At 47.6% G+C, this 24,377-nt stretch carries 24 protein-coding genes; 8 read left to right on the forward strand and 16 right to left on the reverse strand.

What is annotated here, in order from left to right; translation table 11 throughout:
* Nucleotides 1-130 precede the first annotated feature (130 nt).
* Nucleotides 131-652 (reverse strand): FidL-like protein, encoded by a 522-nt coding sequence (locus tag ACL9RG_RS16470; RefSeq protein ID WP_422793715.1) that lies wholly within the window; start codon nt 650-652, stop codon nt 131-133.
* Nucleotides 653-1,784: 1,132 nt separating this feature from the next.
* Between ACL9RG_RS16470 and pnuC the strand changes: the two genes are divergently transcribed.
* Entirely contained in the window at nt 1,785-2,507 is a 723-nt protein-coding gene (pnuC, locus tag ACL9RG_RS16475; protein ID WP_422793716.1) for a nicotinamide riboside transporter PnuC, read from the forward strand.
* Nucleotides 2,508-2,600: 93 nt separating this feature from the next.
* Here the strand turns inward: pnuC and zitB are convergent, their stop codons facing one another.
* Nucleotides 2,601-3,560 carry a CDF family zinc transporter ZitB gene (zitB, locus tag ACL9RG_RS16480; RefSeq protein WP_422793717.1) on the reverse strand — a complete coding sequence of 320 codons (960 nt, stop codon included), beginning with the start codon at nt 3,558-3,560 and terminating at the stop codon, nt 2,601-2,603.
* A 116-nt stretch (nt 3,561-3,676) separates the two neighbouring features.
* Complete coding sequence (locus tag ACL9RG_RS16485) at nt 3,677-4,006, reverse strand: protein YbgS (RefSeq protein ID WP_422793718.1); 330 nt, start codon at nt 4,004-4,006, stop codon at nt 3,677-3,679.
* Between the two features lie 223 nt (nt 4,007-4,229).
* On the opposite strand from ACL9RG_RS16485, the gene aroG reads away from it, so the two are divergent.
* The gene (gene aroG, locus ACL9RG_RS16490) at nt 4,230-5,282 is read left to right on the forward strand and encodes a 3-deoxy-7-phosphoheptulonate synthase AroG (RefSeq protein ID WP_422793719.1); all 1,053 of its coding nucleotides are present in this window, start codon (nt 4,230-4,232) and stop codon (nt 5,280-5,282) included.
* 154 nt (nt 5,283-5,436) lie between these two features.
* Here the strand turns inward: aroG and ACL9RG_RS16495 are convergent, their stop codons facing one another.
* The 9 genes from ACL9RG_RS16495 to modE form a co-directional block, all read right to left on the reverse strand.
* A complete protein-coding gene (locus ACL9RG_RS16495; protein ID WP_422793720.1) occupies nt 5,437-5,688 on the reverse strand; it encodes a CsbD family protein in 252 nt (83 codons plus the stop codon).
* 254 nt (nt 5,689-5,942) lie between these two features.
* Entirely contained in the window at nt 5,943-6,695 is a 753-nt protein-coding gene (gpmA, locus tag ACL9RG_RS16500) for a 2,3-diphosphoglycerate-dependent phosphoglycerate mutase (protein ID WP_422793721.1), read from the reverse strand.
* Between the two features lie 265 nt (nt 6,696-6,960).
* Nucleotides 6,961-7,293, reverse strand: a complete 333-nt coding sequence (locus ACL9RG_RS16505) for a PsiF family protein (RefSeq protein ID WP_422793722.1) — start codon at nt 7,291-7,293, stop codon at nt 6,961-6,963.
* Between the two features lie 220 nt (nt 7,294-7,513).
* Complete coding sequence (galM, locus tag ACL9RG_RS16510; RefSeq protein WP_422793723.1) at nt 7,514-8,551, reverse strand: galactose-1-epimerase; 1,038 nt, start codon at nt 8,549-8,551, stop codon at nt 7,514-7,516.
* Nucleotides 8,545-9,693 (reverse strand): galactokinase, encoded by a 1,149-nt coding sequence (gene galK, locus ACL9RG_RS16515; protein WP_422793724.1) that lies wholly within the window; start codon nt 9,691-9,693, stop codon nt 8,545-8,547. The genes galM and galK overlap by 7 nt, the downstream gene beginning before the upstream one ends.
* On the reverse strand, nt 9,693-10,742 hold the full coding sequence (gene galT, locus ACL9RG_RS16520) for a galactose-1-phosphate uridylyltransferase (protein ID WP_422793725.1): 1,050 nt from the start codon (nt 10,740-10,742) through the stop codon (nt 9,693-9,695). Before galT ends, galK begins: the two co-directional genes overlap by 1 nt.
* Nucleotides 10,743-10,863: 121 nt before the next feature.
* The gene (gene galE / locus ACL9RG_RS16525) at nt 10,864-11,880 is read right to left on the reverse strand and encodes a UDP-glucose 4-epimerase GalE (RefSeq protein ID WP_422793726.1); all 1,017 of its coding nucleotides are present in this window, start codon (nt 11,878-11,880) and stop codon (nt 10,864-10,866) included.
* Nucleotides 11,881-12,845: 965 nt separating this feature from the next.
* Nucleotides 12,846-14,321 (reverse strand): molybdate ABC transporter ATP-binding protein ModF, encoded by a 1,476-nt coding sequence (gene modF / locus ACL9RG_RS16530; protein ID WP_422793727.1) that lies wholly within the window; start codon nt 14,319-14,321, stop codon nt 12,846-12,848.
* 251 nt (nt 14,322-14,572) lie between these two features.
* Nucleotides 14,573-15,349 carry a molybdenum-dependent transcriptional regulator gene (gene modE, locus ACL9RG_RS16535; RefSeq protein ID WP_422793728.1) on the reverse strand — a complete coding sequence of 259 codons (777 nt, stop codon included), beginning with the start codon at nt 15,347-15,349 and terminating at the stop codon, nt 14,573-14,575.
* A gap of 287 nt (nt 15,350-15,636) precedes the next feature.
* Between modE and ACL9RG_RS16540 the strand changes: the two genes are divergently transcribed.
* From ACL9RG_RS16540 to modC, 4 genes are all read left to right on the forward strand, one after another.
* Nucleotides 15,637-15,795, forward strand: coding sequence for an AcrZ family multidrug efflux pump-associated protein (locus ACL9RG_RS16540; protein ID WP_422793729.1), 159 nt, complete (start codon nt 15,637-15,639; stop codon nt 15,793-15,795).
* Between the two features lie 208 nt (nt 15,796-16,003).
* Nucleotides 16,004-16,792: a molybdate ABC transporter substrate-binding protein gene (modA, locus tag ACL9RG_RS16545; protein ID WP_422793730.1), complete on the forward strand. Its 789-nt coding sequence runs from the start codon at nt 16,004-16,006 to the stop codon at nt 16,790-16,792.
* Nucleotides 16,792-17,481: a molybdate ABC transporter permease subunit gene (gene modB / locus ACL9RG_RS16550; RefSeq protein WP_422793731.1), complete on the forward strand. Its 690-nt coding sequence runs from the start codon at nt 16,792-16,794 to the stop codon at nt 17,479-17,481. Before modA ends, modB begins: the two co-directional genes overlap by 1 nt.
* On the forward strand, nt 17,481-18,545 hold the full coding sequence (gene modC, locus ACL9RG_RS16555; protein ID WP_422793732.1) for a molybdenum ABC transporter ATP-binding protein ModC: 1,065 nt from the start codon (nt 17,481-17,483) through the stop codon (nt 18,543-18,545). Before modB ends, modC begins: the two co-directional genes overlap by 1 nt.
* 555 nt (nt 18,546-19,100) lie before the next feature.
* Here the strand turns inward: modC and ACL9RG_RS16560 are convergent.
* Complete coding sequence (locus ACL9RG_RS16560; RefSeq protein WP_422793733.1) at nt 19,101-19,991, reverse strand: NmrA family NAD(P)-binding protein; 891 nt, start codon at nt 19,989-19,991, stop codon at nt 19,101-19,103.
* A 98-nt stretch (nt 19,992-20,089) separates the two neighbouring features.
* Here ACL9RG_RS16560 and ACL9RG_RS16565 point away from each other — a divergent pair, with 98 nt between their 5' ends.
* Both ACL9RG_RS16565 and ACL9RG_RS16570 read left to right on the forward strand, forming a co-directional pair.
* Nucleotides 20,090-20,998 carry a LysR family transcriptional regulator gene (locus ACL9RG_RS16565; protein ID WP_422793829.1) on the forward strand — a complete coding sequence of 303 codons (909 nt, stop codon included), beginning with the start codon at nt 20,090-20,092 and terminating at the stop codon, nt 20,996-20,998.
* 72 nt (nt 20,999-21,070) lie between these two features.
* Nucleotides 21,071-21,769 carry an RluA family pseudouridine synthase gene (locus tag ACL9RG_RS16570; RefSeq protein ID WP_422793734.1) on the forward strand — a complete coding sequence of 233 codons (699 nt, stop codon included), beginning with the start codon at nt 21,071-21,073 and terminating at the stop codon, nt 21,767-21,769.
* A 31-nt stretch (nt 21,770-21,800) separates the two neighbouring features.
* Here ACL9RG_RS16570 and ACL9RG_RS16575 read toward each other — a convergent pair whose 3' ends face one another.
* The 3 genes from ACL9RG_RS16575 to ACL9RG_RS16585 all read right to left on the reverse strand — a co-directional run bounded on the left by ACL9RG_RS16575 (nt 21,801) and on the right by ACL9RG_RS16585 (nt 24,229).
* Nucleotides 21,801-22,340, reverse strand: coding sequence for a DUF2058 domain-containing protein (locus ACL9RG_RS16575; protein ID WP_422793735.1), 540 nt, complete (start codon nt 22,338-22,340; stop codon nt 21,801-21,803).
* A 176-nt stretch (nt 22,341-22,516) separates the two neighbouring features.
* On the reverse strand, nt 22,517-22,792 hold the full coding sequence (locus ACL9RG_RS16580; protein ID WP_422793736.1) for a hypothetical protein: 276 nt from the start codon (nt 22,790-22,792) through the stop codon (nt 22,517-22,519).
* Between the two features lie 612 nt (nt 22,793-23,404).
* The gene (locus ACL9RG_RS16585; protein ID WP_422793737.1) at nt 23,405-24,229 is read right to left on the reverse strand and encodes a pyridoxal phosphatase; all 825 of its coding nucleotides are present in this window, start codon (nt 24,227-24,229) and stop codon (nt 23,405-23,407) included.
* Nucleotides 24,230-24,377 lie beyond the last annotated feature (148 nt).

Raw genomic sequence — 24,377 nt, forward strand, 5'->3', positions numbered from 1 at the left:
CCTGAGTAAAACGGTGGATCAATATTGAACCGTTGGTGATGATGAAAAGTGGATCACTTTTAACCCGTTGTTGACAGGGGAACCTGGGATTATCGATTCCTGCCTACACCAACCTAGTTACTGCTCTGCGTTAAGCGATACTGCCGCTTGGCTTCAGATTGCATATATACAAGGGGGAATCGATTGAACTGAGCAGCACAGTAGAGCTATTCATTTTTTTCAAACTCAACAATAGGGCATCATGGTTATCAGACATTTCATGGATAAAGTAATCAAAAATAATGTCAGGTGATTGATCTGTTGATGACTTATTAGCCACCCAGTGATTAATTTTGTAATCGCGTTTATCAGCAGATATCTGTGTACTGGTATAGCTGAATGTAACATTGCGCTGTAAGTTCAGCTCCCCAGAGGATGAGTCGGTACGTCCTTCGATAACAATTATGCCTGCTCCCTTACCGTCAAAATTAAAATAAATATCTGCATTTACTGATTCTTTTTGTGACTTTTGAAAATGCATAATGGCTTTAGTCGAGCAATTAAAGGTATCACCGTACCAAAGAGCATGATTACTCGTGGAGCCAGTAATGGATATGAGTAACGGTAATGCTGAAATGATAAACCATCGTTTTTTTTTATTTTTACCCTGCATGTTTTATCTCCATCGATAATAAAAAGAGCTATCTCAATAGCTAAGTTTTTTCTTGTGCATTCAATAATGAGCTATAAAAGATCCTGCTAGGCTTTTTCCTGTGATTGGCCAAACAAAATGCAGTAAGGGGAAGGCGCTGACTGTTGGCATACGGCCACTATCGTTTAGCAGCAAAACGAAATGTTGAAGGTGGGTCTTGAGACACGTTTTATCGACTAAAAAAGGTTCTATCTCATGAGCTTGAAATATGAAATTTAAAAGGGAGTCATAGAGTAAATGCCCCCAATTAGTACAAAACAACACTAGGCGTTAGTCCAAAAAATGAAACTCTTCATCTGTGTATTCCCCGGACAGTTATTATGGTTCGAAATGATGAGGGTAAATATAATGACAATTTTATAATTATTATCTTGTGGGATATTAACTGTTATTCCTTCTTGTTTAAGTTGATCAAAGTCAACTGAAACTATTACATGTACAACTAATTTTTATTTATGTACGTGTCGCTCACATTTGTTTTAAAACTAGATTGCACTGGATTTTTCATAATTAGTGGTGGCTTATTATTAGTGGTTTAGACTGCGATGTTACATTCCAGATAAAATAGTGAAAAAAACGTAATTAAACGCGAACATTATTTATTATGAATGCGCCTGTATTGCGGTTTTACATGATAATAATTAACACTAGCTATGTGTTTTTACATTGTCACTAGCAAGATCACCATCATGAAAGGCTTTGGCATAGGTTGTGTGTATCGGTACTGCTGTGCGTTTGCGTCTTCTCCTCTAAGTCATTGCCTATCTTAAGTATTTAAGTTAAATTTTAGTATGCTAAACAATTTTTCATTTTTATGTAAAAAAAACGCGACTTTACGTGTTTTGCAGAGTATTTTGTTTTTTATCAAAAACACTGATTGCTATTGGTAAAGAGGCGATAGCCTTGAAAAAGCCAATTTATCCTGTTTCCTGTGGGATCTGCTTTACTGAGTATGGGAGATAAGCAAAAGAGCATACCAATTCAAGCGGTGAGCTTTGTACATAGCTTAGGTCGCTTGTGTAAGGGTATGTAGGTTGACCGAGTAGGGTAGACATAAACCCTGCAATAAACATCTTTATGGGGACGTTAAGCTATGGATTTTTTTAGTACCAGCAATATTTTGGTTCATATCCCAATAGGTAAAGGCGGGTATGACTTATCGTGGATAGAAGCAATTGGTACGCTATTTGGCCTGCTATGCATTTGGTACGCGAGTAAAGAAAAACTTATCACTTACCCTTTTGGGATAATCAACGTCACCTTATTCGCGATCATTTTCTTCCAGATTCAGTTGTATGCCAGCTTATTACTGCAAATCTTCTTCTTTGCCGCCAACATCTACGGCTGGTATGCCTGGAGTCGGACGACAGTTGATAATCAAGCGGAATTAAAAATCCGCTGGCTACCTCGTCGTAAAGCGCTGATATGGGCGCTCATCAGCGTCGCCGGCATTCTATTGATGACGTTCAATATCGACCGGGTATTTGCGGTATTGACCGGGCTGGCAGTGAGCTTGATGCAAAGTGCGGGCTTTAATGTACAGATGCCTACACTACAACCCGACGCCTTCCCGTTCTGGGATTCAACAATGATGGTGCTATCGATTGTTGCCATGCTGCTAATGACCCGCAAATATGTTGAGAACTGGTTATTGTGGTTGGTGATTGACGTGATTAGCGTAGCGATTTTTGCTTATCAGGGGGTTTATGCGATGGCGTTAGAATATGTCTTACTGACCTTGATAGCGCTGAATGGTTCCTGGCTGTGGATCAAAAGCGCATCGGCGAGTGGCTCTTTGCCTTTGAGCCGCCGCTAGCGATTGCAAAGAGCGCGCTTAACGACAACGCCTCCCTATTTGTGGAGGCGTTGTGCTTTTATACCCTCGACAGCCTTATATCTTCAACAACGTTTAGTGACTATGTCCGTGATGATGTTCGTGCCCATGATGATGTCTGTGACCACCGGTGGTTGGAACCGTGCTGATCAGACAATCAGGTGTGTCACAGTGACCATATTCCATTTGGATGGTGGCATGGCCAATCTGATATTTTTCTAATAAATAATGCTGAATTTTATCAAGTAACGCATCGTTATCCCGAGGGGGAATGACCTGAGCATGCAGCGTCATCAAGCGTTGCTCGCCAATTTGCCACACATGAACATGATGCACGTTGCGTACTTCTGGGATCGCCATTGATAAGTCTTTGCCAAGCTTATCAATATCAATTTCTTGTGGCGTTCCTTCGATCAATTCATGGAAGCTCTCTTTCATTAAACGCCAGGCACTACGTAATACCAGACAAGAAACCAGCACAGATAAAATCGGATCGATTGGCGTCCAGCCGGTCTTCATAATGATTAAAGCTGCTGCAACAGCACCAACGGACCCGAGTAAATCTCCCATAACATGCAGGGCAGCGGCTCGGACGTTGATATTGCCTTTCTCTTCTCCCCGGTGCAGTAGCCAGAAAGCAAAAAGATTAGCGAACAGTCCGGCAATAGCGATTGCCAGCATCGTGCCACCTAATACCGGTTCTGGAGTCAGCAAGCGCTTAGCGGCTTCCCAGACGATCAACACGACAATAACTAATAGTGCAGCAGCATTGACGAAGGCCGCCATTGTCGTGAGGCGCAAATAGCCAAAAGTATGGCGTGCGTTCGGTTTACGTTTAGCAAAGCGTATTGCCATTAATGCGACGAGCAACGCTGCCGCATCGGTAAGCATATGACCGGCGTCTGCTAATAGCGCTAACGAACCAGAAATTATCCCGCCTATTACCTCGGCTATCATAAACACCAGAGTTACGATAAAAGCGAGAAACAGTCGACGACTATTGGGATCGCTGGGCAATAAAGATCTAACCGACATGAATTTTCCTTGGTGGTATTTTATTATCCGCTGTATGTAGCGACTTCAATGCTTAGTCTAACCAAATTATCGCGAGGGAACATTTGCTCCCTCTATAAGTTAACTGAGGCAGAATATTAGCTGCCCGTTGCTTTAGACTCTTTCGTTCCAGGCACTTGATCCGGACAACGGCCATCTTTACACATAGCCTTTTTGTGATCTTTTACTTTGCTGTTTTGGTGTGTCTCATGGGCTTTCTTCTGATGGTGCACTTCATTTTCTGGCTTGCTGGTATTGTTGATCTTACTGTTATCAACATTGTTTGGCGCGATTTTCTCAACAGAACCTGGCGCATTGCTGGCATTGGCACTGCCATTATTTGAACCAGCATCGCTGCCTTCAGCAAACGCCGCACTGGTTGCCAGCGCCATACCTGCCGTCAGCAGTAAAATTGCGAGTTTTTTCATAACATTCTCTCCATTTATCTGATGATGTGTTCAGAGACTTACGCTGCAAACCTAAAACTAAGAAATGTTTGCATAATAAATAGCCTAGCGTATGACAGCCTCTTGGCAATCGGATAAAGCGAGGTTTGTAGCAGAAAGTCGATTTACACGCTTACGCATTGCCGTTAGATTGTATGCGTTCAGCGTTAAGCTCCGCCTATATGAAATACCCAATGGAATAGTTATGAATTATCAAAACGACGATTTACGTATCAAAGACATCAAGGAACTTTTGCCTCCGGTTGCTCTGCTTGAGAAGTTTCCAGCAACCGATAAAGCGGCTAAAACCGTTTACCAAGCACGCAATGCTATCCACAAAATCCTGAAAGGAAGCGACGATCGTCTTTTGGTGATCATAGGTCCATGTTCTATTCACGACCCGAAAGCCGCTAAAGAATATGCAGCGCGTTTACTAAAAATGCGTGAAGAGTTGCACGGCGAGTTAGAAATCGTGATGCGCGTTTATTTTGAAAAACCACGCACTACTGTTGGCTGGAAAGGGCTCATTAATGACCCACAAATGAACAACAGTTTCCAGATCAATGATGGTTTGAGAATTGCCCGCAAACTGTTGTTGGATATCAACGACACCGGTTTACCGGCGGCGGGTGAGTTCCTGGATATGATCACGCCACAATATCTGGCCGACTTGATGAGCTGGGGCGCTATTGGTGCGCGTACCACGGAATCTCAAGTTCACCGTGAGCTGGCTTCCGGCCTGTCTTGTCCGGTAGGTTTTAAAAATGGTACCGATGGCACCATTAAAGTGGCGATTGATGCGATTAACGCTGCAGGTGCGCCGCACAGCTTCCTGTCTGTGACCAAATGGGGCCATTCTGCCATTGTTAGCACCAGCGGTAACGGCGACTGCCACATCATCTTGCGTGGTGGCAAAGAGCCAAACTACAGCGCCAAAGATGTGCAAGAAGTGAAAGACGGTCTGAAAAAAGGCGGCCTGCCGGCGCAAGTGATGATCGACTTTAGCCATGCTAACAGTAGCAAACAATTTAAAAAGCAGATGGAAGTCTGTGAAGATGTTTGCGGCCAATTGAGCCAAGGCGAAAAAGCGATTATCGGCGTGATGGTAGAAAGCCATCTGGTCGAAGGTAATCAGAGTCTTGAAAGCGGCGAGCCACTGGTTTACGGCAAGAGTGTCACCGACGGTTGTATCGGCTGGGAAGACACTGAAACGTTGCTGCGCAACCTGGCGACAGCGGTAAAAGCCCGCCGTGCGTAAGCACTAACTATCAGGTTGTAGTCTGATAGCGATGAACCGTCATTTATGGACGGGCATCAATGAAAAGAGCCGATTCTTGAATCGGCTCTTTTGCTATCAGGGTAATACAATGTATTGGCTACATTTCATAAAACGAATCTGTATTAAGCGGAGACTAACTTCTTCCGCCAATCAATTTCCCCAATAAGAAACCGACGCCCGCAGCAATCAGCAGCGCCGGAACGGGATTATCAGCAGTCTGACGTTTAACCGTATCCACCGCATCATTAACCGCATAAGAAGCTTGTGATAAATTTTTGCGAATCACACCTTCTGCTTGCAGGCCAGGATCGCGCGTTGCACGTCCCAACTCTTCCTGACCTTTACCTACGACTTCTTCCGCTTTGTCTTTGATTTTATCAAACATGAAAATCTCCTTGATGGGGTAAATACTCGATGACGAATAGATGACATGACACCCTTTCAAGCGTAGACCAAAAAAAAGGTGAGGCTGGTGGAATCGTGGGATTCGGATTTTTTGACTGATTTTAAATCGCCTGATTTATCACAACCACGACCACATCATGATAAATGCCAAAAGTGAGCAACCGGTTATTTCAGGCAATAAAAAGGCCAGTCATATAGACTGGCCCGGAGATTAAGTCATACCTGGTGAGGTAATTACTTTGCTTTACCTTGGTTAGCGACGGCAGCTGCTTTTGCAGCGATTTCGTCAGCGTTACCCAGGTAGTAGTGTTTGATAGGTTTGAACTGCTCGTCAAACTCATACACCAATGGAACACCTGTTGGGATGTTCAGCTCAAGGATCTCGTCTTCGCTCAGGTTATCCAGGTATTTAACCAGTGCGCGCAGAGAGTTACCGTGCGCAGCAACGATAACGCGCTCGCCGCTTTCGATGCGTGGTTTGATAACGTCAGTCCAGTAAGGGATCACGCGATCGATAGTCAACGCCAGGCTCTCGGTGCAAGGCAGCTCTGCTGGAGACAGTTTTGCATAACGCGGGTCATGGCCTGGGAAACGCTCGTCATCTTTGCTCAACTCTGGTGGAGTTACAGCGAAGCCACGACGCCATTGCTTAACTTGCTCATCACCGTATTTCTGTGCAGTTTCTGCTTTATCCAGACCTTGCAACGCACCGTAATGACGCTCGTTCAATTTCCAAGACTTCTCAACTGGCAACCAAGGTTGGTCCAGCTCGTCCAATACATTCCACAGAGTGTGGATCGCACGCTTCAGCACAGAGGTGTAAGCGAAATCGAACTGGAAGCCTTCTTCTTTCAGCAGTTGACCTGCTTGTTTTGCTTCTACTTTGCCTTTTTCAGAAAGCTCAACGTCTTTCCAGCCAGTAAAGCGGTTTTCTTTGTTCCACTCGCTTTCGCCGTGTCGTACCAGAACCAGTTTGGTTACTGCCATAGCTAAATTCCTCAATTTACTGAAATTCCAATGATAACTGTTATCATTATATTGCCTGGACCCCGCTGGCAGCAATCGGATTCGGTTTGCCAGCGCGCAGGAAATCTGTTGCTTAATATTAACTGGCAACACCATAGCGAATTTCAGCGCGCAAATAAACGAAACGCGCAGTTTGATTGATCTCACTGCGCGTTTTATTCCCTTTATCCTTCAAGTGGCAGAGTGGCTGGCTTTGAAGTTTTTTGGGTATGTTATTGCTTGAAGATTACGCCGCTTTTTTCAGGCACTGGCTCATAAAGGTTTTACGTTCATCGCCTTTCAAGGATTTCTTGGCAGCATCGGCATTACAGCTTTTCATTTTCTGCTGCTGTGGTGTGACCTTGCTGTCCGATTTAGTTTCTGCTTTCAGGCAGTGGCTCATAAACGTCTTGCGTTCGTCGCCCTTCAGAGATTGCGTGGTAGCTTGTTGATTACAATCGGTCATTTTTTGACGTTGAGCAGCCTGCGCGGGGGAAGGGGTCTTGGTCGTTTCAGCAGCCAAGGCATTTCCACCGATACACAATGTGGCTAATAGAGATAACACAACAGGTAAACGCATAACTGACTCCTTTGTGAAGTCCTGTTCATCAGGACATTCAGTAAGCGTAGATGGGCTTACTGGTTTTGTAAGGGAAAGGGAATATCATGATGTGATGCACTTCACATTTTTCGCCGAGCTTACGCGAAAATTGCGCAATGCAAACCCGGAAAAATTATAACAAACAAAGAGAAATGCGTCGGAAGATTACCAGACAGTCTGTTACTAAATATTACTGTGCTTACAGCGAGAAAAATTGATACGCCGTTGATGAATGGTAAATTTGGCCTGGTTTTATCCAGCAGCTCCGCTGTGGCCAGTTAGCGTGATTAGGGCTATCAGGCAGAAACTGGCTCTCAAGTGCTATCCCACTGTAATTCGGGTACTGACCGCCAGCGCGGTTAATCGCACCGCTGAGAAAATTACCGCTATACAATTGTAAGGCCGGGGCCGAGGTAAAGACGCTCATTTTCACCCTTCCATCGGCTGACCACAAATGTGCCGCCGGGTTTGCTGCATGGTGGCAACTGTGCCGTAACAAATAAGCGTGATCGTAACCTTTTACACGCTGTTGATAGCTGTCTTGTAGAAAATCTTTCGCCACGGTTTTAGCAATGCGGAAATCCATCCCGCTATTCGCGACGTCAACTAACCGATCTTGTGGAATACCATCGCTATCTACCGGTAAGAATTGATCGGCAAATAGCTGTAAAGTCTGTTGCCGAGCATCGGTACCTTCACCATCAAGATTAAAATAAGCATGGTTACTGAGATTTACCGGGCACAGCTTATCAACGCTCGCCTGATAGCGAATCTCCAGCCGATTATCCTCGGTCAAAGCGTAGTCAACTTGCGCGGTTAACTCGCCGGGAAAGCCTTGATCGCCATCAGCAGATACCAGCTGAAAACTAACCTGTTGTGCACTGTGGCTAAGTATTTGCCAGCGACGTTTATCAAATCCTTCCGGCCCACCATGCAATTGATTACCGCGCTGGTTTGCCGTCAGAAGATGGGGTTTACCATCAATCTCAATCGTCGCATTGGCAATACGATTAGCATAACGACCTAAAGTGGCACCGAGATAGGCACGCTGAATCAGGTAGTCAGCCGGATGCTGACAACCTAGTAATAACTCTCGTGGTTTTGCGTCCTGCAACGGCAGTTGCAGCGACAGCCATGTTGCCCCCCAATCCATTAACGTCGCCGTGGTACCTGAGATATTTTTCAGGGTGACAATATTAAAGGGGCGTCCATCGGGAGCGAGCTGTGGATTTAACATACGCTGGTACCCAGCGATGCCTGGCAAACGTAAAAGGTCTCTTTCAGCCCGGTTTGTGCCGAGTATTCGCTCTCGACGGCATGGCGGACGTAGTCGACAAGCTTTTCTGGAATCAGCGCCACAATACAGCCACCAAAGCCGCCGCCGGTCATGCGCACACCGCCTTGTTCTCCAATGACTGATTTGACGATGTCGACCAAGGTATCGACCGCAGGGACGGTAATATCGAAATCATCACGCATCGAAGCGTGAGAGTCGGCCATCAGTACGCCCATGGTTTTAAGGTCTCCTGCGGCCAGCGCTTTTGCCGCTGCGGTTGTGCGATCGTTCTCGCTAATAATATGGCGAGCACGCCGAGCGACAACCGCATCTAAGCCAGGTTGACGAGCGTTAAACGTTTCGATACTGACATCGCGCAGTGCTTTTACGCCAAAGAAGCGAGCAGCCTCCTCACATTGCTGACGGCGGGTATTATATTCACTATCAACCAATCCGCGTTTAACGTTGGAATTGATAATCACCACTGCGGCGTTTTTCGGCATCGAGACCGCTTTCGTTTCCAGCGATCGACAATCGATCAATAGCGCGTGATCTTGTTTACCCAGCGCCGAAATCAACTGATCCATAATCCCGCAGTTACACCCGACAAATTGGTTCTCGGCTTCCTGACCGTTGAGTGCCAATTGCTCACCGCTTAGCGGCAGGTCATAGAGCGCCGTTAAGGCTTTGCCAACCGCGATTTCGAGCGATGCTGAAGAGCTTAAACCCGCGCCTTGTGGCACGTTTCCGCTAATCACTAAATCTGCACCCGAAAAATCACTATTGCGCAGCAGTAAATGTTTCACTACACCGCGCACATAATTCGCCCAAGGCTTCGTCGGATCACTGACAATCACATTATCAAGGGAGAAAATATCTTGCTGATTATCATAATCGGCGGCGATAACCCGGATACTGCGATCGTTACGCTGAGCGCAGGCGATTACCGTTTCGTAATCAATGGCGCATGGCAGGACAAAGCCATCGTTATAGTCAGTATGCTCGCCAATGAGATTGACGCGTCCCGGGGCTCTGACGGCGATGGTTGCGGGATAACCGAAGCTCTGTTCAAAAATTTCCAGGGCGTTATCTTTTATTGTCATTATTTCACTCCGGCTTCAAGGTAATGAACATCACTTAACGCACGTAAACGTTCGGCTGCTTGTTCTGCGGTTAAATCGCGTTGCGTCTCGGCCAGCATTTCATAGCCAACCATAAATTTACGCACCGTTGCTGAGCGTAGCAGCGGCGGATAGAAATGAGCATGTAGCTGCCAGTGGCGTTGGTCGCCCTCAACAAAAGGCGCGCCGTGCCAGCCCATAGAGTAGGGGAAGGAACACTGGAACAGGTTGTCATAGCGGCTGGTCAGTTTTTTCAGCGCTATGGCTAAATCACTGCGCTGCGCAGTTGACAGCTCGGTGATGCGTTGTACTTGTGCTTTAGGCAGTAGCAACGTTTCAAACGGCCAAGCCGCCCAGTAAGGTACCACTGCCAGCCAATGCTCGGTTTCGACCACTGTGCGGCTGCCGTCGGCTAATTCTCGCTGCACATAATCAACTAGCATCGGACTACCGTACTTTTCGAGGTAATGACGTTGCAGACGGTCTTCGCGTTCGGCTTCATTCGGCAAAAAGCTGTTGGCCCAGATTTGACCGTGCGGATGCGGGTTAGAGCAGCCCATTGCCGCGCCTTTATTCTCGAATATCTGCACCCAAGGATACGTCGCGCCCAGCTCCGTACTTTGCTGTTGCCAGGTGACAACGATTTGCTCAAGCGCAGCAAGTGAAAGTTGCGGCAGCGTTTTGCTGTGATCGGGAGAAAAACAGATCACCCGGCTGGTGCCACGCGCGCTTTGGCAACGCATCAGTGGATCGTCGCTTTCAGGGGCAAAAGGAGTATCGGGCATCAGCGCGGCAAAATCATTGGTGAACACGAATGTTCCCTGATAATCAGGATTCACATCACCGGTTACCCGCTTATTGCCGGGGCACAAAAAGCAATCAGGAGAGTGCTGAGGCAAGGATTCTTGTGAGGGTGTTTCTTGTTGCCCTTGCCACGGGCGTTTGGCCCGGTGCGGACTAACCATAACCCACTGGTCGGTTAAAGGATTATAGCGGCGATGAGGGTGATCAATCGGGTTAAACTCAGACATACGATTTCCTTACTACGACAGGCTAGGCTGTTTGCCATTTTGAATCAGGGATGCGTTCAGGTTGTTGCGCGCATCCCATGTCCAAATTGACGGCACTAATACATGCCTTTTGGTGCAGTTTTTAGTCTGGATATCCTTGCGGATTCTTCGACTGCCACAACCAAGTATCTTTGGTGATATCTTCGAGCGAACGACTCACGCGCCAATTGAGTTCATTAGCGGCTTTAGTCGGTTCGGCCCAGTAAGCGGGTAAATCCCCTTCGCGGCGTGGGGCAAAATGGTAGTTAACGGATTTTCCGCAGGCTTCGCTGAAGGCATTAACGACTTGCAGCACGCTTTTACCCACGCCCGCGCCTAAATTATAAATATGCACGCCTGGCTTGTTGTGTAACGTTTTCATTGCCGCCAAGTGGCCATCTGCCAGATCGACCACATGAATATAGTCGCGAATGGCAGTACCATCTTCGGTAGGGTAGTCATTACCAAATATAGACAGCGACTCGCGGCGGCCAACGGCAACCTGTGCGATAAACGGCATCAGATTATTAGGAATGCCTTGCGGGTCTTCGCCCATTAAGCCGGAAGGATGCGCCCCGACCGGGTTGAAATAGCGCAGCAATGATATGCACCAATCTGGCTCGGCGCGGTGTAAATCTTGCAGGATTTGTTCAACCATCAGCTTACTGCGGCCATAAGGGCTGGACGGTGTTCCGGTTGGGAAACTTTCGACATAAGGGACTTTCGGCTGGTCGCCATAGACTGTAGCGGACGAGCTGAAAATGAGGTTCTTCACGCCAGCAGCGCGCATCGCTTCAACCAGCACTAACGAGCCGTAAACGTTATTATCATAATATTCCAACGGCTTATTCACTGATTCACCAACGGCTTTCAAGCCGGCGAAGTGAATCACAGAATGAATATCATACTGGCCGAAGATCTGATCCAACAGCGCGCGATCGCGAATATCACCTTTAAACAGCACTGGTGTTTTGCCCGTCAAAGTCTCAATACGCTCCAGCACGCTGGCTTTACTGTTGCACAGATTATCCAAAATAATCGGCGTAAAGCCGGCATGAATCAGCTGCACACAAGTATGGCTGCCAATATAACCGCTACCGCCTGTCACTAAGACGTACATATAAAATCCCTTCTCGCTATGATTTGATAAAAATAACACTCTCTTTGGATAAAAATAGTGATCTGATTAAAACATTATGAAATCGATTACATGATATTTTTTGTCCTTTAGTGCAGATTTCGCCTAGTTTTTCTGAGATGGGAATATGTTGAATAGGGCGATTAGAATATTATTATGTAATCGATTACACTTGGTTTGGCAATACTGCCATGGCACAGTTTTGTACGATCTGAAAAAGCGCTGTGGGCCTCTGAAACCTTGAATATTTTGCTATGCCCAATGCCGCTGATAATGTGACGGCGTTAGGTACACTGACCAAGCCAGATACGCAGCACTCTGGCTCAGCCACGCCGAGTGATTTCAGGGTGTCATCTTTGATATCCGACTCGCGCCGTTTTCGTGGCGTCGCAAATTTCATCTTGATTGAGTGACCATTTGCGGATACCAACCACCGAAAAAATATTTCCTGCGCCTTACTTTTTGATGCGTATTTGAGCAATTTTGACCATTTTAAAATGGCGGAAATGGTCAAATAACAAACAGTGACGGCATTTTTTTGAACATCAGAAAGCGCTTATGAATTTGCGAAAAACAGTTAGCGAACTCAGCTTTTGACCTTAAAAAAACCAGCAAGGCGCACTCAAAATAACGCTGAGCGAGAGGTGAGAAACGGCGACATCTTTACCGAGCCGGTCCGAATCCCGAGCGAAGGCAGGCCAAAGGCCCGTTATTTGCGCCTATCACCGCGCTACCTGAAACAAGCTGTCCGCAAAACGAGAAGTAAAAATGTGGAAAAGACGTGGGATTGCAAAGGGAGACGTCCTTCTCCCTTTGCTCGGTTTCGGCACAAATACCGCATTGAGCGCTACACCTAGAAAACCGAAATATTTGCCATTCAAACCTTTTAAAGGCTTTTTAAAGCCTTAAAATTTAATAAGCCATTCTGGCTAGAAGAAAACCCCAAGCTAGGTTCGTAGCACATCCTGCTGATATGAATAAATATCCCCATCAGCAATAAAGCTCAGCCTGTGGCTGATGCATTCCGGCGCATCTTCCGCGTGGTGCGACACAAACAGCAATTGCGTTTCGCCTTCACCAATCAACACATCGACAAAGCGCCGCACGAGCTGGCGGTTAAGCGGGTCTAAACCTTGCAAAGGTTCATCCAGAATCAACAGAGCAGGGTGTTTTACTAGTGCCCGGGCGATCAGCGCCAAACGCTGTTGCCCCCATGACAGGCTGTGGAACGGCGTATCCGCGGTGCTGCCGCCAAGACCAAGTAACTCTAGCCACTGTTGCGTAAGTTTTTGCTGACGGTCGGAGACCGCCTGATAGATACCAATCGAATCAAAAAAACCTGACAAAATAACGTTACGCACGCTAGAGCTGACGCGATAGTCCAAATGCAGGCTGCTGCTGACATAACCAATATGGCGCTTGATATCCCAAATAGTTTCACCGCTGCCGCGACGACGGCCAAATAGCGTTAAATCGTTACTGTAACCCTGAGCGTGATCGCCGGTAATCAAACTGAGTAAGGTTGATTTACCCGCACCATTAGGCCCAACAATTTGCCAGTGCTGGCCAGGATCAACCTGCCAGGTAAGGCCATGTAAGATAGGCTTATCATCGTATTGCACGACGCCATTACGCAAAATAATCAGCGGCTGATCGGCAGGAAGCGTAGCGCGTTGGCTAGGATCTTCCGGTTCAGGCAACGCCATGCCGCTGAGATTTTCGCTGTGGGCCAGTTGGGCAACCAGAGCGTCGGCTAAGACTTGCTTACGTGGACCAACGGATACTAATGAACAATCGGCCAGTACGCCAACGTGCTCGACAAATTCAGGAATATCATCAAAACGATTAAGTACCAGCACCAGCGTTTGCCCTTGCTGCGACAAGGTAGCCAGTAGTTCGGCCAACTGAGCGCGTGCGTTAACATCTAAACCGTCAAAAGGCTCGTCGAGGATTAACAAGTCAGGTTGTTGCATCAGCACCTGGCACAGCAGCGTCTTGCGTGTTTCGCCGGTCGACAGGTACTTAAAGCGGCGGCTTAGTAGTTTGCTGATGCCAAACTGCGCGGCTAATTGCTCACAACGCTGTGCGTCTTTCACCTGTTCCTGAATAATTTCCGCAGTGGTGCGGCCGGTATCATCTTCATCGGCGCTAAGCAAATCGGTGTTATTACGCTGCCATTCATCGGCAACTAATTTTTGTAGTTGCTCAAAGGAGAGGCGCACCACATGTTGAAAGCTGCACTCGCGTTGCCCGTTGAGCTCGACCAGCTCACCGGCCAAAGCTCTGGCGAGCGCCGATTTTCCGCTGCCGTTGGCACCGACAAAAGCCCAGGACGCAGATTGCTCAATCTTCAAATCCGCCAACGTGAGCGTTTTCGTATCGCTCAGACGGAAAATGCCTTGCGAGATTTGTAATGATGACATTGGGTTCCCTTAATAAGATGCTGCGACGCACAATGTATACCCATCATAATTGACGTTATTTCTGCGTTAACTTACCCGAGTAAGCTCATCGAAACGCGCTCGCTTGCCGGCTAGAGGCAACGCCAATTATTTTGGGTATAAGATATCTAATGATGAGTTTCTTAGGGGTAAGCCCAACCCCCCGTCATGTCAATTGACAAATCTGCAAACTATTAACGCTTAAAATGCAAGATATTGAATATAATTGATTTTTAGCATAGAGAGGCGATAATTACGCTATCGGCGGCAAAGCTGGCGTAAACCTTCTGTCCACTTGCCAACATATGCATCTCACCGTTGGCAACCGTTGCGCACAGTTGTTGCCCGTCTTGTAACGCGAGCATGACTTCACTGTTATCTTGCCCGCGCTCAATACTGATGATTTCACTTTCCAATACGTTGTCTTCCTGGCAAGGAGAAGTGTTAAGCGCTACCCACGGCGCTTTGATCAGCACCAATACTTCTTTGCCCGGAGATAGCTGCAAACGGTTGGCGCTTTGTTCTGTGATGGCAGCGCGTAGCCGCGTTTTACCATCGGCCAGTAAGACGTCAATATGCTGCTGAACGTGCTGATGATCGCGCTCGATGACCGTACCAAATAACTGATTACGCGCGCTGGTTTGCAGAGAAAACCGAGAAATCGCCGCCAGTAAACTGTCGAGCGGCAGATTATCGTCTTTAAGTACATCGAAAGCTTTCTGTTGAATCTGCTCCAGCAGGTCGTAGAGCTGTAGGAGGCGTTCGCCATAATGGGTAAGTAACGCGCCGCCACCGCCTTTCCCCCCGGTGTTACGTTCAACCAACAGGCTATCAGCTAACTGGTTCATCTCATTAATCGCATCCCAGGCGCTTTTATAGCTGATGCCAGCTAACTTCGCGCCCTGGCTGATAGAGCCTGTGATTTTAATCTGCTTGAGCAGTTCGATACGGCGAGGATCGGCAAACAGGCGTTGCTGAAGTTTGAGCGTTAACAGAATCTCAGCTTGCATAACGATAAATTCCTACAAGAATGTGGCGTTAGGTTGCTACAGCACTGCATCAACCTCCATCACTATATTGTCGCCGATCCCTGATGCTTCTCAAACCCGCTAACGGTTATTTATCTGTATCTAGCCGTGATACTCAGCATCGCTGGTCTATTAGCGGCTTTTAAAATTTATTGGTTATAATCCGTGGTTAAAAGCTAAAGTAATTCCGTTCCGACACTGCTAGTATTAGCAGCAGATTATCCATTTACGCTGCCACTATCGCGTTTTCCTACAGCAGAGAGGCTAACATGCTGGAAATATTAGAAAGTTTAATTTTCGCCGTTATCATGGTTCCTATTTTCATTGCCATAATGCTTGGGCTGATCTACGGTCTCGGAGGCTTGTTCAACGTGATCTCTCACATTGGCGGCTCTAAAAAGTCTCGCCAGCAACAAGCGCAGTCATAAATACGCCGTCGCAGCAATATTGTTGCTGAGCGTTAAATGCTGCTAAATGAATGCGAAAGAAAAGCCTGGCCAATGTGTCAGGCTTTTCTTTTTATGCGCTAACGCAAATACCATCAACTTCCCAGCCTGTTTGCCGATAAAGATAATGACATCGCCTTTTTACACGCTATATTTACGACTATATAACGCCATCATAAAAGGGAAAGTAATGAGAAATATTCGAGTGAAAAGCAAGCCGTTGGCAGGATATTTAACGGCGGTCGTTCTGGCGATTGGTATTAGCCAGCAGGCGCAGGCGGCGGAGCAGGTTACCGTATTTGCCGCCGCATCGCTGACTAATGCGATTAATGATATTGCCAAGCAATATCAGCAGGAGAAAGAGGTAAAAATCGTCTCATCCTTTGCCTCTTCATCAACACTGGCCCGCCAAATTGATCAAGGTGCACCGGCCGATCTCTTTATCTCTGCCGATCAACAGTGGATGGATTACACCGTTGGTAAGCAGCTAATGGTTGATAATACTCGCTACACGTTATTGGGTAATGAGTTGGTGCTGATTACCGAAGCCAACAGTAAGCAGGAAAAAATCAACATTACTGAGCAAACGCCGTGGGCGTCATTGTTGGCAAATGGCCGTTTAGCGGTTGGCGACCCCGATCATGTTCCTGCGGGGATTTATGCTAAAGAGGCGCTGCAAAAACTCGGTGCTTGGACAGTCGTTGAACCAAAACTGGCCCGTGCCAGTGACGTTCGTGCCGCAATGGCGCTGGTAGAACGTGACGAAGCGCCGCTGGGCATTGTTTACGGTTCTGATGCGATTGCCAGTAAAAAAGTGAAGGTTGTCGGCGTATTCCCAGAAACAAGTCATAAGCCTGTGGAATATCCAATAGCTATTGTTAAAGGACATGAAAATCCTGCGGTGAGCGCATTTTATGATTATCTAAAAGGCCCGAAAGCTGCAGAAATTTTTAAACATTATGGATTTACGCCACGCTGATGATGTTAAGTGACGTTGAATGGCAGGCTGTTCTTCTCAGCCTGCAAGTTTCTACCCTTGCTGTAATTTGTAGCCTGCCGTTCGGCATTGCTATGGCATGGATTTTGGCCCGCTGCCAATTCCCCGGAAAATCTCTGCTCGACAGCATTATTCATTTGCCACTGGTGTTGCCACCGGTGGTAATTGGTTATTTGTTGCTGGTGGTGATGGGGCGCAGGGGATTTATCGGTGAATGGCTCTATAACTGGTTTGGTTTCAGCTTTAGCTTTAGTTGGCGCGGTGCGGCACTTGCCTCGGCGGTGGTGGCATTCCCCTTAATGGTTCGCGCTATTCGCCTGTCATTAGAAGCCGTCGATAAACGCCTGGAACTGGCTGCGAAAACCTTGGGCGCTTCACCATGGCGAGTTTTTGCCACCATTACGCTGCCGCTTTCATTGCCGGGCGTTATTGTGGGTATTGTACTGGCCTTTGCCCGTTCACTGGGCGAGTTCGGTGCGACCATCACTTTTGTTTCTAATATTCCCGGTGAGACGCGGACCATCCCGCTGGCAATGTACACCTTGATTGAGACCCCCGGCGCAGAAGGGGCAGCGGCCCGGCTCTGCGTTTTGGCGATTATCCTGTCGCTGGCAGCACTATTGCTGTCTGACTGGTTGGCAAAACGCAGTCGTCAAAGGTTGGGGGGCTGATGTTAACGCTAGATTTTACTCAAAAACTCGGTGAGCTGGAGTTAGAAATAAACGCCTTGCTGCCCGAAAAAGGGATTACCGCCATTTTTGGTTTATCAGGTGCCGGTAAGACGTCATTGATTAATGCCATTGCCGGATTAACTCGACCAGACAGTGGCCGTATCGTCCTTAACGATCGTGTTTTATCAGATAGCGATCAACAGGTTTTTTTGCCGCCGGAAAAGCGGCGTATTGGCTATGTTTTCCAAGATGCCCGGCTGTTTCCGCACTATCGCGTGCAGGGTAATCTGCAATACGGCATGTCACCATCAATGCGACCACATTTTGATTCCATCGTGCAGTTGCTTGGTATTGACTCTTTGCTTAAGCGTTTTCCATTGACCTTATCGGGCGGTGAAAAACAGCGGGTGGCGATTGGTCGGGCGTTATTAAGCGGGCCAGAATTGCTACTGATGGACGAGCCTTTGGCGGCGCTCGATATCCCGCGTAAACGTGAACTGATGCCTTATCTCGAACGTTTGGCCAAACAAGTTAATATCCCGATTTTGTATGTTACGCACAGCCTTGATGAGATCCTCAACCTAGCAGAGCAGGTGATGGTTATCGATCAAGGTAAAGTGTTGGCATTAGGGCCGGTCGAAGAAGTGTGGGCCAGTAGCGTGATGCGTCCATGGTTGCCGCGCGATGAGCAAAGTAGCGTGTTAAACGTTAGCGTACTTGAGCACCATCCACGTTATCCGATGACGGCGCTGGCGCTAGGCGGCGAGCGCTTGTGGGTGAGCAAAGTTGAAGCCGCGCCGGGCAGTGCCATGCGCATCAGGGTCCAGTCCGCCGATGTATCTCTGGTCTTGCAACCAACCGTGAACAACAGCAGCATCCGTAACATATTGCATGCCAAAGTATTGGAAGTGATCGATGTTGGTACTCAAGTTGAAGTGAAGCTGGCAATGGCCGATCATATTATTTGGGCCAGGATCACGCCTTGGGCCAGAGACGAATTGCTGATCCGTCCTGGGCAGTGGCTCTATGCGCAGATCAAGAGTGTTTCTATCAGTAAGGGGTAGCCAGATCCGGCTTGATTGGATTTCAGTTTTCCGTAACTGAAAGAACGGAGTATTCAAGCCTGACCGGGCTTGAGACGCTCTAAATAGAGCGGCAAATATTTCGGTTTTTTAAATACGGTATTCAATGCTGCCCCGTAGCCTAAACCGAGCAAAGGAACGAAGGCGCGTTCCTTTGCAATCCTGCGCCTTTCGTCCCTTCAGCTCGGTATGCAGCGGAGGCTATGTTCCAGGGGCTTTCGTGATAGCGCAAATTTCATGGCTCCGCCATGCCTTCCTCGGGTTCGAGCTAACGGTAAAGACGTTATCTCTCCACCACTCGTCAGTGAAATTTTGAGTGCGCTTGGTGGCTTTTGAATTCAAAAGCAAGGCACTCGTTATTCAGGAATACTCACCACTCGCCAGTGAAATTTTGAGTGCGCTTGGCGGCTTTTGAATTCAAAAGCAAGGCACTCGTTATTCAGGAATACTCACCTCTCGTTAGTGAAGTTTTGAGTGCACTTGGCGGCTTTTGAATCTAGTTCAACAGCCAACAGCTGAATAAGGCTGTTTTGTTTTTTAGTTTTGGTGTGCAGTGATAGCTGCGATGACGCTATCGAGGGTGATTGTACCTTTACGGTGCTCGATATTTGGCGCGTTGACGAAAGCCAGATTGCCAGCGTTAAGCGCTTTTGTCATTTCGATAAAGCCAGTGATTGCTGTTTTTGATAAACCTGTCTGCGAGAGATTTTGTGCCCATTCACTTTCTGGAACAGGGACAGCATGCACAGACTTATTAAGCGCTTGTTGGAAAGCGTCGGCGACATCTTGTGGTGAGTACATTGCCGGTCCTTCCAGCTCGACTATCCGTGATTTATTCCAATCTTCACATAAAATCTCAGCGGCGGTACGGCCAATATCTTCTGCCGCTACCATAGGGATCTTTTTATCGATAGGAGCAATAAAACTAGGCAATACGCCATGTATTGCTGCACCGGCTAGTGTGCCCCAGTTCTCCATAAAATAGGAGGCGCGTAAGGAGGTGAGGGGGAGGCCCGTTTGCTCTAAATACTTTTCAAGCATTCTGTTAGTCGCAATCAATCCTATGCCTTTCGGGCGTTCTGCACCGAGGGAGGATAGGGCAACCATTTTTGGCAAGCCTGCTCTAATGGCCGCTTCGGCACTTGCTGCCGCGAGCATATCGGCACGCTCAAATAAGTTCTCTGCTGTGTATTGCGGTGGGCTCATGATGTAAGCCCCAGCTGCGCCAGCAAACGCATCGGCTAGCGCCGCGATATCAGTAAGATCGGCAATCGCAACTTCGGCTCCCTTATTACTCCATGCACTCCCTTTTGCCTCATCGCGTACTATGACTCTCACGCGTTTTCCCGCTGTAAGCAAAGTGTTTGCAACTGCTACACCGGTACGGCCGCTGGCACCAGTAACGACATATAATTCATTGCTGCTCATGTTTTTCTCCTGAATATGAAAGAAGTGTTTTGTATTTCATATCAACGAGAATATATAGTGCCCAAACATAACACCAATGCATGGAGGTTATAGTGAATATGCATAAAGTGGATTTTAATAATATTGATCTTAATCTTCTGAAATTGTTCGATGCGCTGGTAAAAGAGCGTAGCGTGACGCGAGCAGGACAGCAGCTTGGTTTGAGCCAACCGGCCGCTAGCCGAGCGCTGGGGCGTTTGCGCAATCTATTGAATGATAAGCTTTGGGTTAGAACCGCTCAGGGACTTGAGTTGACACCACGAGCGGCTGCTTTAGTAGGGCCGGTTGCTAAGTTACTTGAAGATGCCAGATCTATTGTTGCCCCTACGCAATTTGATCCCGCCCAGGCAACAGGGCGCTTTAGTATTGCGGCGATTGACCATATTACGTTGTTATTGATGCCATCATTAATCGCCAGATTAACCACATTGGCACCGGGAATGGATTTAGAAATACCACCATCGTTGGGGGACAACGTGGAATTGGTGGCGCAGGGCAATGTGGATATTGCGATTGGTGTATACGAGCAATTACCCGCAAGATTTCATCAGCGCGCGCTATTTGATGAAGGATTAGTCTGCGTGGTGCGTCGTGGTCATCCGGTGATTGCCGCTGGGATGACATTAGAACGGTTTGCTGAACTGTCACATATCTTAGTCATCATCACCGGCCACGGAGAAAGCATTGTTGATATGGCATTAGCGCAACATGGATTAAGTCGGCGCGTCGCGGTACGGCTACCGCATTTTCTTGCCGCCCCGGCATTGGTTGCAGAAAGCGATATGGTTTTATCTATACCGCGCCGGCTTGCCCAGCATCTTGCTCTGTCGATGCCTATTGAAGTCTTGGAGTTGCCGTTAGAGACAGGAATTTATACGCCATCAATGATCTGGCACGAGAGACGACACGAGGAGCCTTCACATATGTGGTTGCGTAAGCAGTTAGTGGAGATCTGTGCGGCTTTTTAGACGAACATCCAGATTCGCCAGTTGGTTGAAAATTCGTTATCATCCGCAACCACTTTCCAGCCGGGCAGCCTGATGTCTACGATAATCGATACTTTTATTGCCCCGCCTTGTCATGAGCAGATAGAGACGCTCTATCAAGACGATCACTTGGTGCTGATCAATAAACCTGCCGGGCTGCTCAGCCTTTCAGGGAAAAACCCGCAAAATCTTGATTCGGTGCATCATCGATTGGTACAGCTGTTCCCCGGTTGTACGCTGGTTCACCGTTTAGATTTCGGCACTTCGGGGCTGATGGTGATTGCCCGCAATAAGGCTATCAATGCTGCACTTTGCCAACAGTTCAGCCAGCGCACCGTGACCAAAGTGTACAGCGCGTTGCTATGTGGGCATTTGCAGGACAATGAAGGTGTGATAGACGCGCCGATTGCTAAAGATCCGGCGTTATTCCCGTTGATGTCGATTTGCGCCACTCACGGCAAGCCAGCTCGCTCTGGCTATCGGGTCATCGAGCGTTTTTATCATCAGTTACAAGACGGGACGTTACTGCCATTGACGCGGGTACAACTCACCCCTGAAACCGGGCGCACCCATCAACTGCGCATCCATTGCCAGCTATTGGGCCACCCAATTTGGGGCTGTGATCTGTATGGTGGTCGTTTGCTACCCGGTACTGAACAAACTCCTCGCTTGATGCTGCACGCCAGTGAGCTGCATTTCATGCATCCCATTAACGAAGAACCGATCGTTGCGAGTAATGCCAGCCCGTTCTAACAGCCAAAGTATTCGTTTTTGAAAAAACGCATTACCACATCAAATCATCAGGCACTTTAAAATCAGCATACGGATCGTCTTCATCCTGCTCTTCCTGACTCAGCGCACTGTTTAACACAATACTGTTCGCATCGCGCTGCGCAATCTTATCGGCAACGCTTGCCGGGATAATCGCGTAAGTACTTTCAGCACTGTTATCGACAACCAAACGCGCAATGGCGAGACGGCCACTAATTAGCTGCGATTGTGTCAGCTTATCGACAGATATTTTCTTAATTAAATTGTTATCGGTGAAATTAAAGTCGATATCGCCTTTTGCAATACTGATTCTATTCATTTCAATCAGTTGTTTTACCTGAGCTTTATACTCTTTAGATAGCGCCGCCAGCTTTTGTTGTTCGTTTAACTGCTTATCGCGCTCAAGCTGGGCTTTTTTATTTTCCTCTACCGCCTCTCTTGCCTCACGAGCCTGAACCCGTGATTTCTTAGCCGTCCTTTGCACTTTAGCCACTTTCTTGCTGGTCACTAAACCAGCCTTCAGCATCTGCTCTTGTAAGGTGAGTTTTGTCATCTTGGTCTCTAAATCTGCGGAATAATGTGCGGGATTATACCTGTAATTTTTCCGGTGATGCTAGGTTGCTGGGGCTGGATTACTGTGTGGCCTGAGTTTGGAGGGGCATTACCTTAGGTAAATGTTTGTATGGCACATTATAGTCGGCTATGAGCGAGAAGCCGACAGTATCAATGCTACGGCTTTTTTTTTCGGAAAAGAAAAACTGCGACTGCCGTCAAAATGCCTATTAATGGCATAGCCCAAGCACCTGCTAAAAAGTTACGGTGATCTATTCGGTTATTTCTACGAATATCAGAAAAGCGAGTAAGCGCGTTTTTTTTAGTAGTCGCACTAATCTCTTCAAATTGCTTTTCGTAACCCTGATTAAGTAACTGATAAGCTTCATTCTCATCCGAGCTTGCCAACGCAACTATTTGTTTACCTTTTTTATAGAAATTATAATCAGTCATCCGGTCATCCTTATAGCGAAAATCAATGAGGTCATATAGCCACACTGGCTTAGTTCTGTACACAGCAACTGGTTTTCTCTCTGTAAGTCAACGTAATGCTCTATCTGCAATGGCCACTTCTGGCACCAAGCCGTCTATTAAATTTTTTCAAAAGTATTCGATAAAATATTAGTAAGTACAGATGAAAGTGCAACTTGCATAGAATTAATAGTATTGCTTTCACAACATCCCATTTTGAACAAATTGCCGATTATCTCTTCTTTGGTTTTAAAAGCTTACTTGGCGCACTCAAAATTTCACTGACGAGTGGTGGAGAGATAACGTCTTTACCGTTAGCTCGAACCCGAGGAAGGGATGGCGGAGCCATGAAATTTGCGCCTGTCGCGGTGGTACCTGAAACATAGCCTCCACTAGACTGACTGCTAATGCATTGAAAGGGCTGGGGATTCATAAGGGGAAAGCCCACTTTTCCCCTTATGTCGGTTCGGTCAACAGTGCCACATTGAGCACCATATTTGAAGAACCGAAAAATTCACTAATCTGGTTTTTAGCCCGTTCTTTCGGTTACGGAAAACCGAAAAATCCCGCTAATTAGGATGGTAAACCTAAGGTTTACGCCTCCAACACGCGGCTGCGTATCACCCTGGCGATATCCGGTAATTCATGATCGCCAATCACTAAATCAGCCCGCGCTTTGATGGCGTCATCGGCATTGCCCATTGCTACGCCTAATCCGACGTTTTCCAGCATGCTCAGGTCGTTGTAGTTATCACCGAAGGCGATAACATCAGCCATGCTCAAACCTTGGGATTCAACCCATTGCTGCAGACGTTTACCTTTGCTGTTGCCCGCTTGTGCGACATCAACCTGATCTTTCCACGACCATTCGCAGGCCAGGCCGATCTCTTTTTCTGCTTGTTGAGCAAAGCTTTCCAGTTCGTCGAGGTTTTGGTGCGAGGTGGCAAACTTCCAGATGGAGGTGGCTTGCTCGGCGGCGTCGCGCAGGCTATCCACTTTAATAATGGTTGGACGTTGGTCAACTGGCAGCGTTTCACCCCAGGCAATGCTGCGCGTGACGTGGCCGGTGGGATACTGGTACAACATCGCGTCATCGACATACAGCAGGCCGTGAATGCCGTATTGATCCAGTAAATCGAGCACTTTATGCGCTTTGGATTTTTCTAACGGATCGGCAGCCAGCACTTTGCGGGCCTGGAAATCGTACAAATAAGTGCCGTTACAGCAAATAGCCGGAGTATCAAGCTCAAGCGCTTGATAGAACGGATGGATAGCCACATGATGACGGCCAGTCACGATAATCACTTTACAACCGGCGGCGCGGGCTTCGGCCAGCGCGGTCAGAGATTCAGGTAAAATACGTTTTTGACGGTCAAGCAGGGTGCCGTCGAGATCGAGCGCTATGACGCGATAGTTCATGGGGATATCCCTAAAAAAATTTACCCGTCATACTTGAAGTTGCCTCTGTGTTGGCTACGTTAGTTCGCCCGAATCACTTACATGAGTAAGCTCATCGGGACTATGAGTCCCATCCTTGGGCCTCACCCTGCGGGCCAGCGCAAAGCGC

The sequence above is a fragment of the Rouxiella sp. Mn2063 genome (assembly GCF_049319665.1).
Classification (GTDB): Bacteria; Pseudomonadota; Gammaproteobacteria; order Enterobacterales; family Enterobacteriaceae; genus JBMOUD01.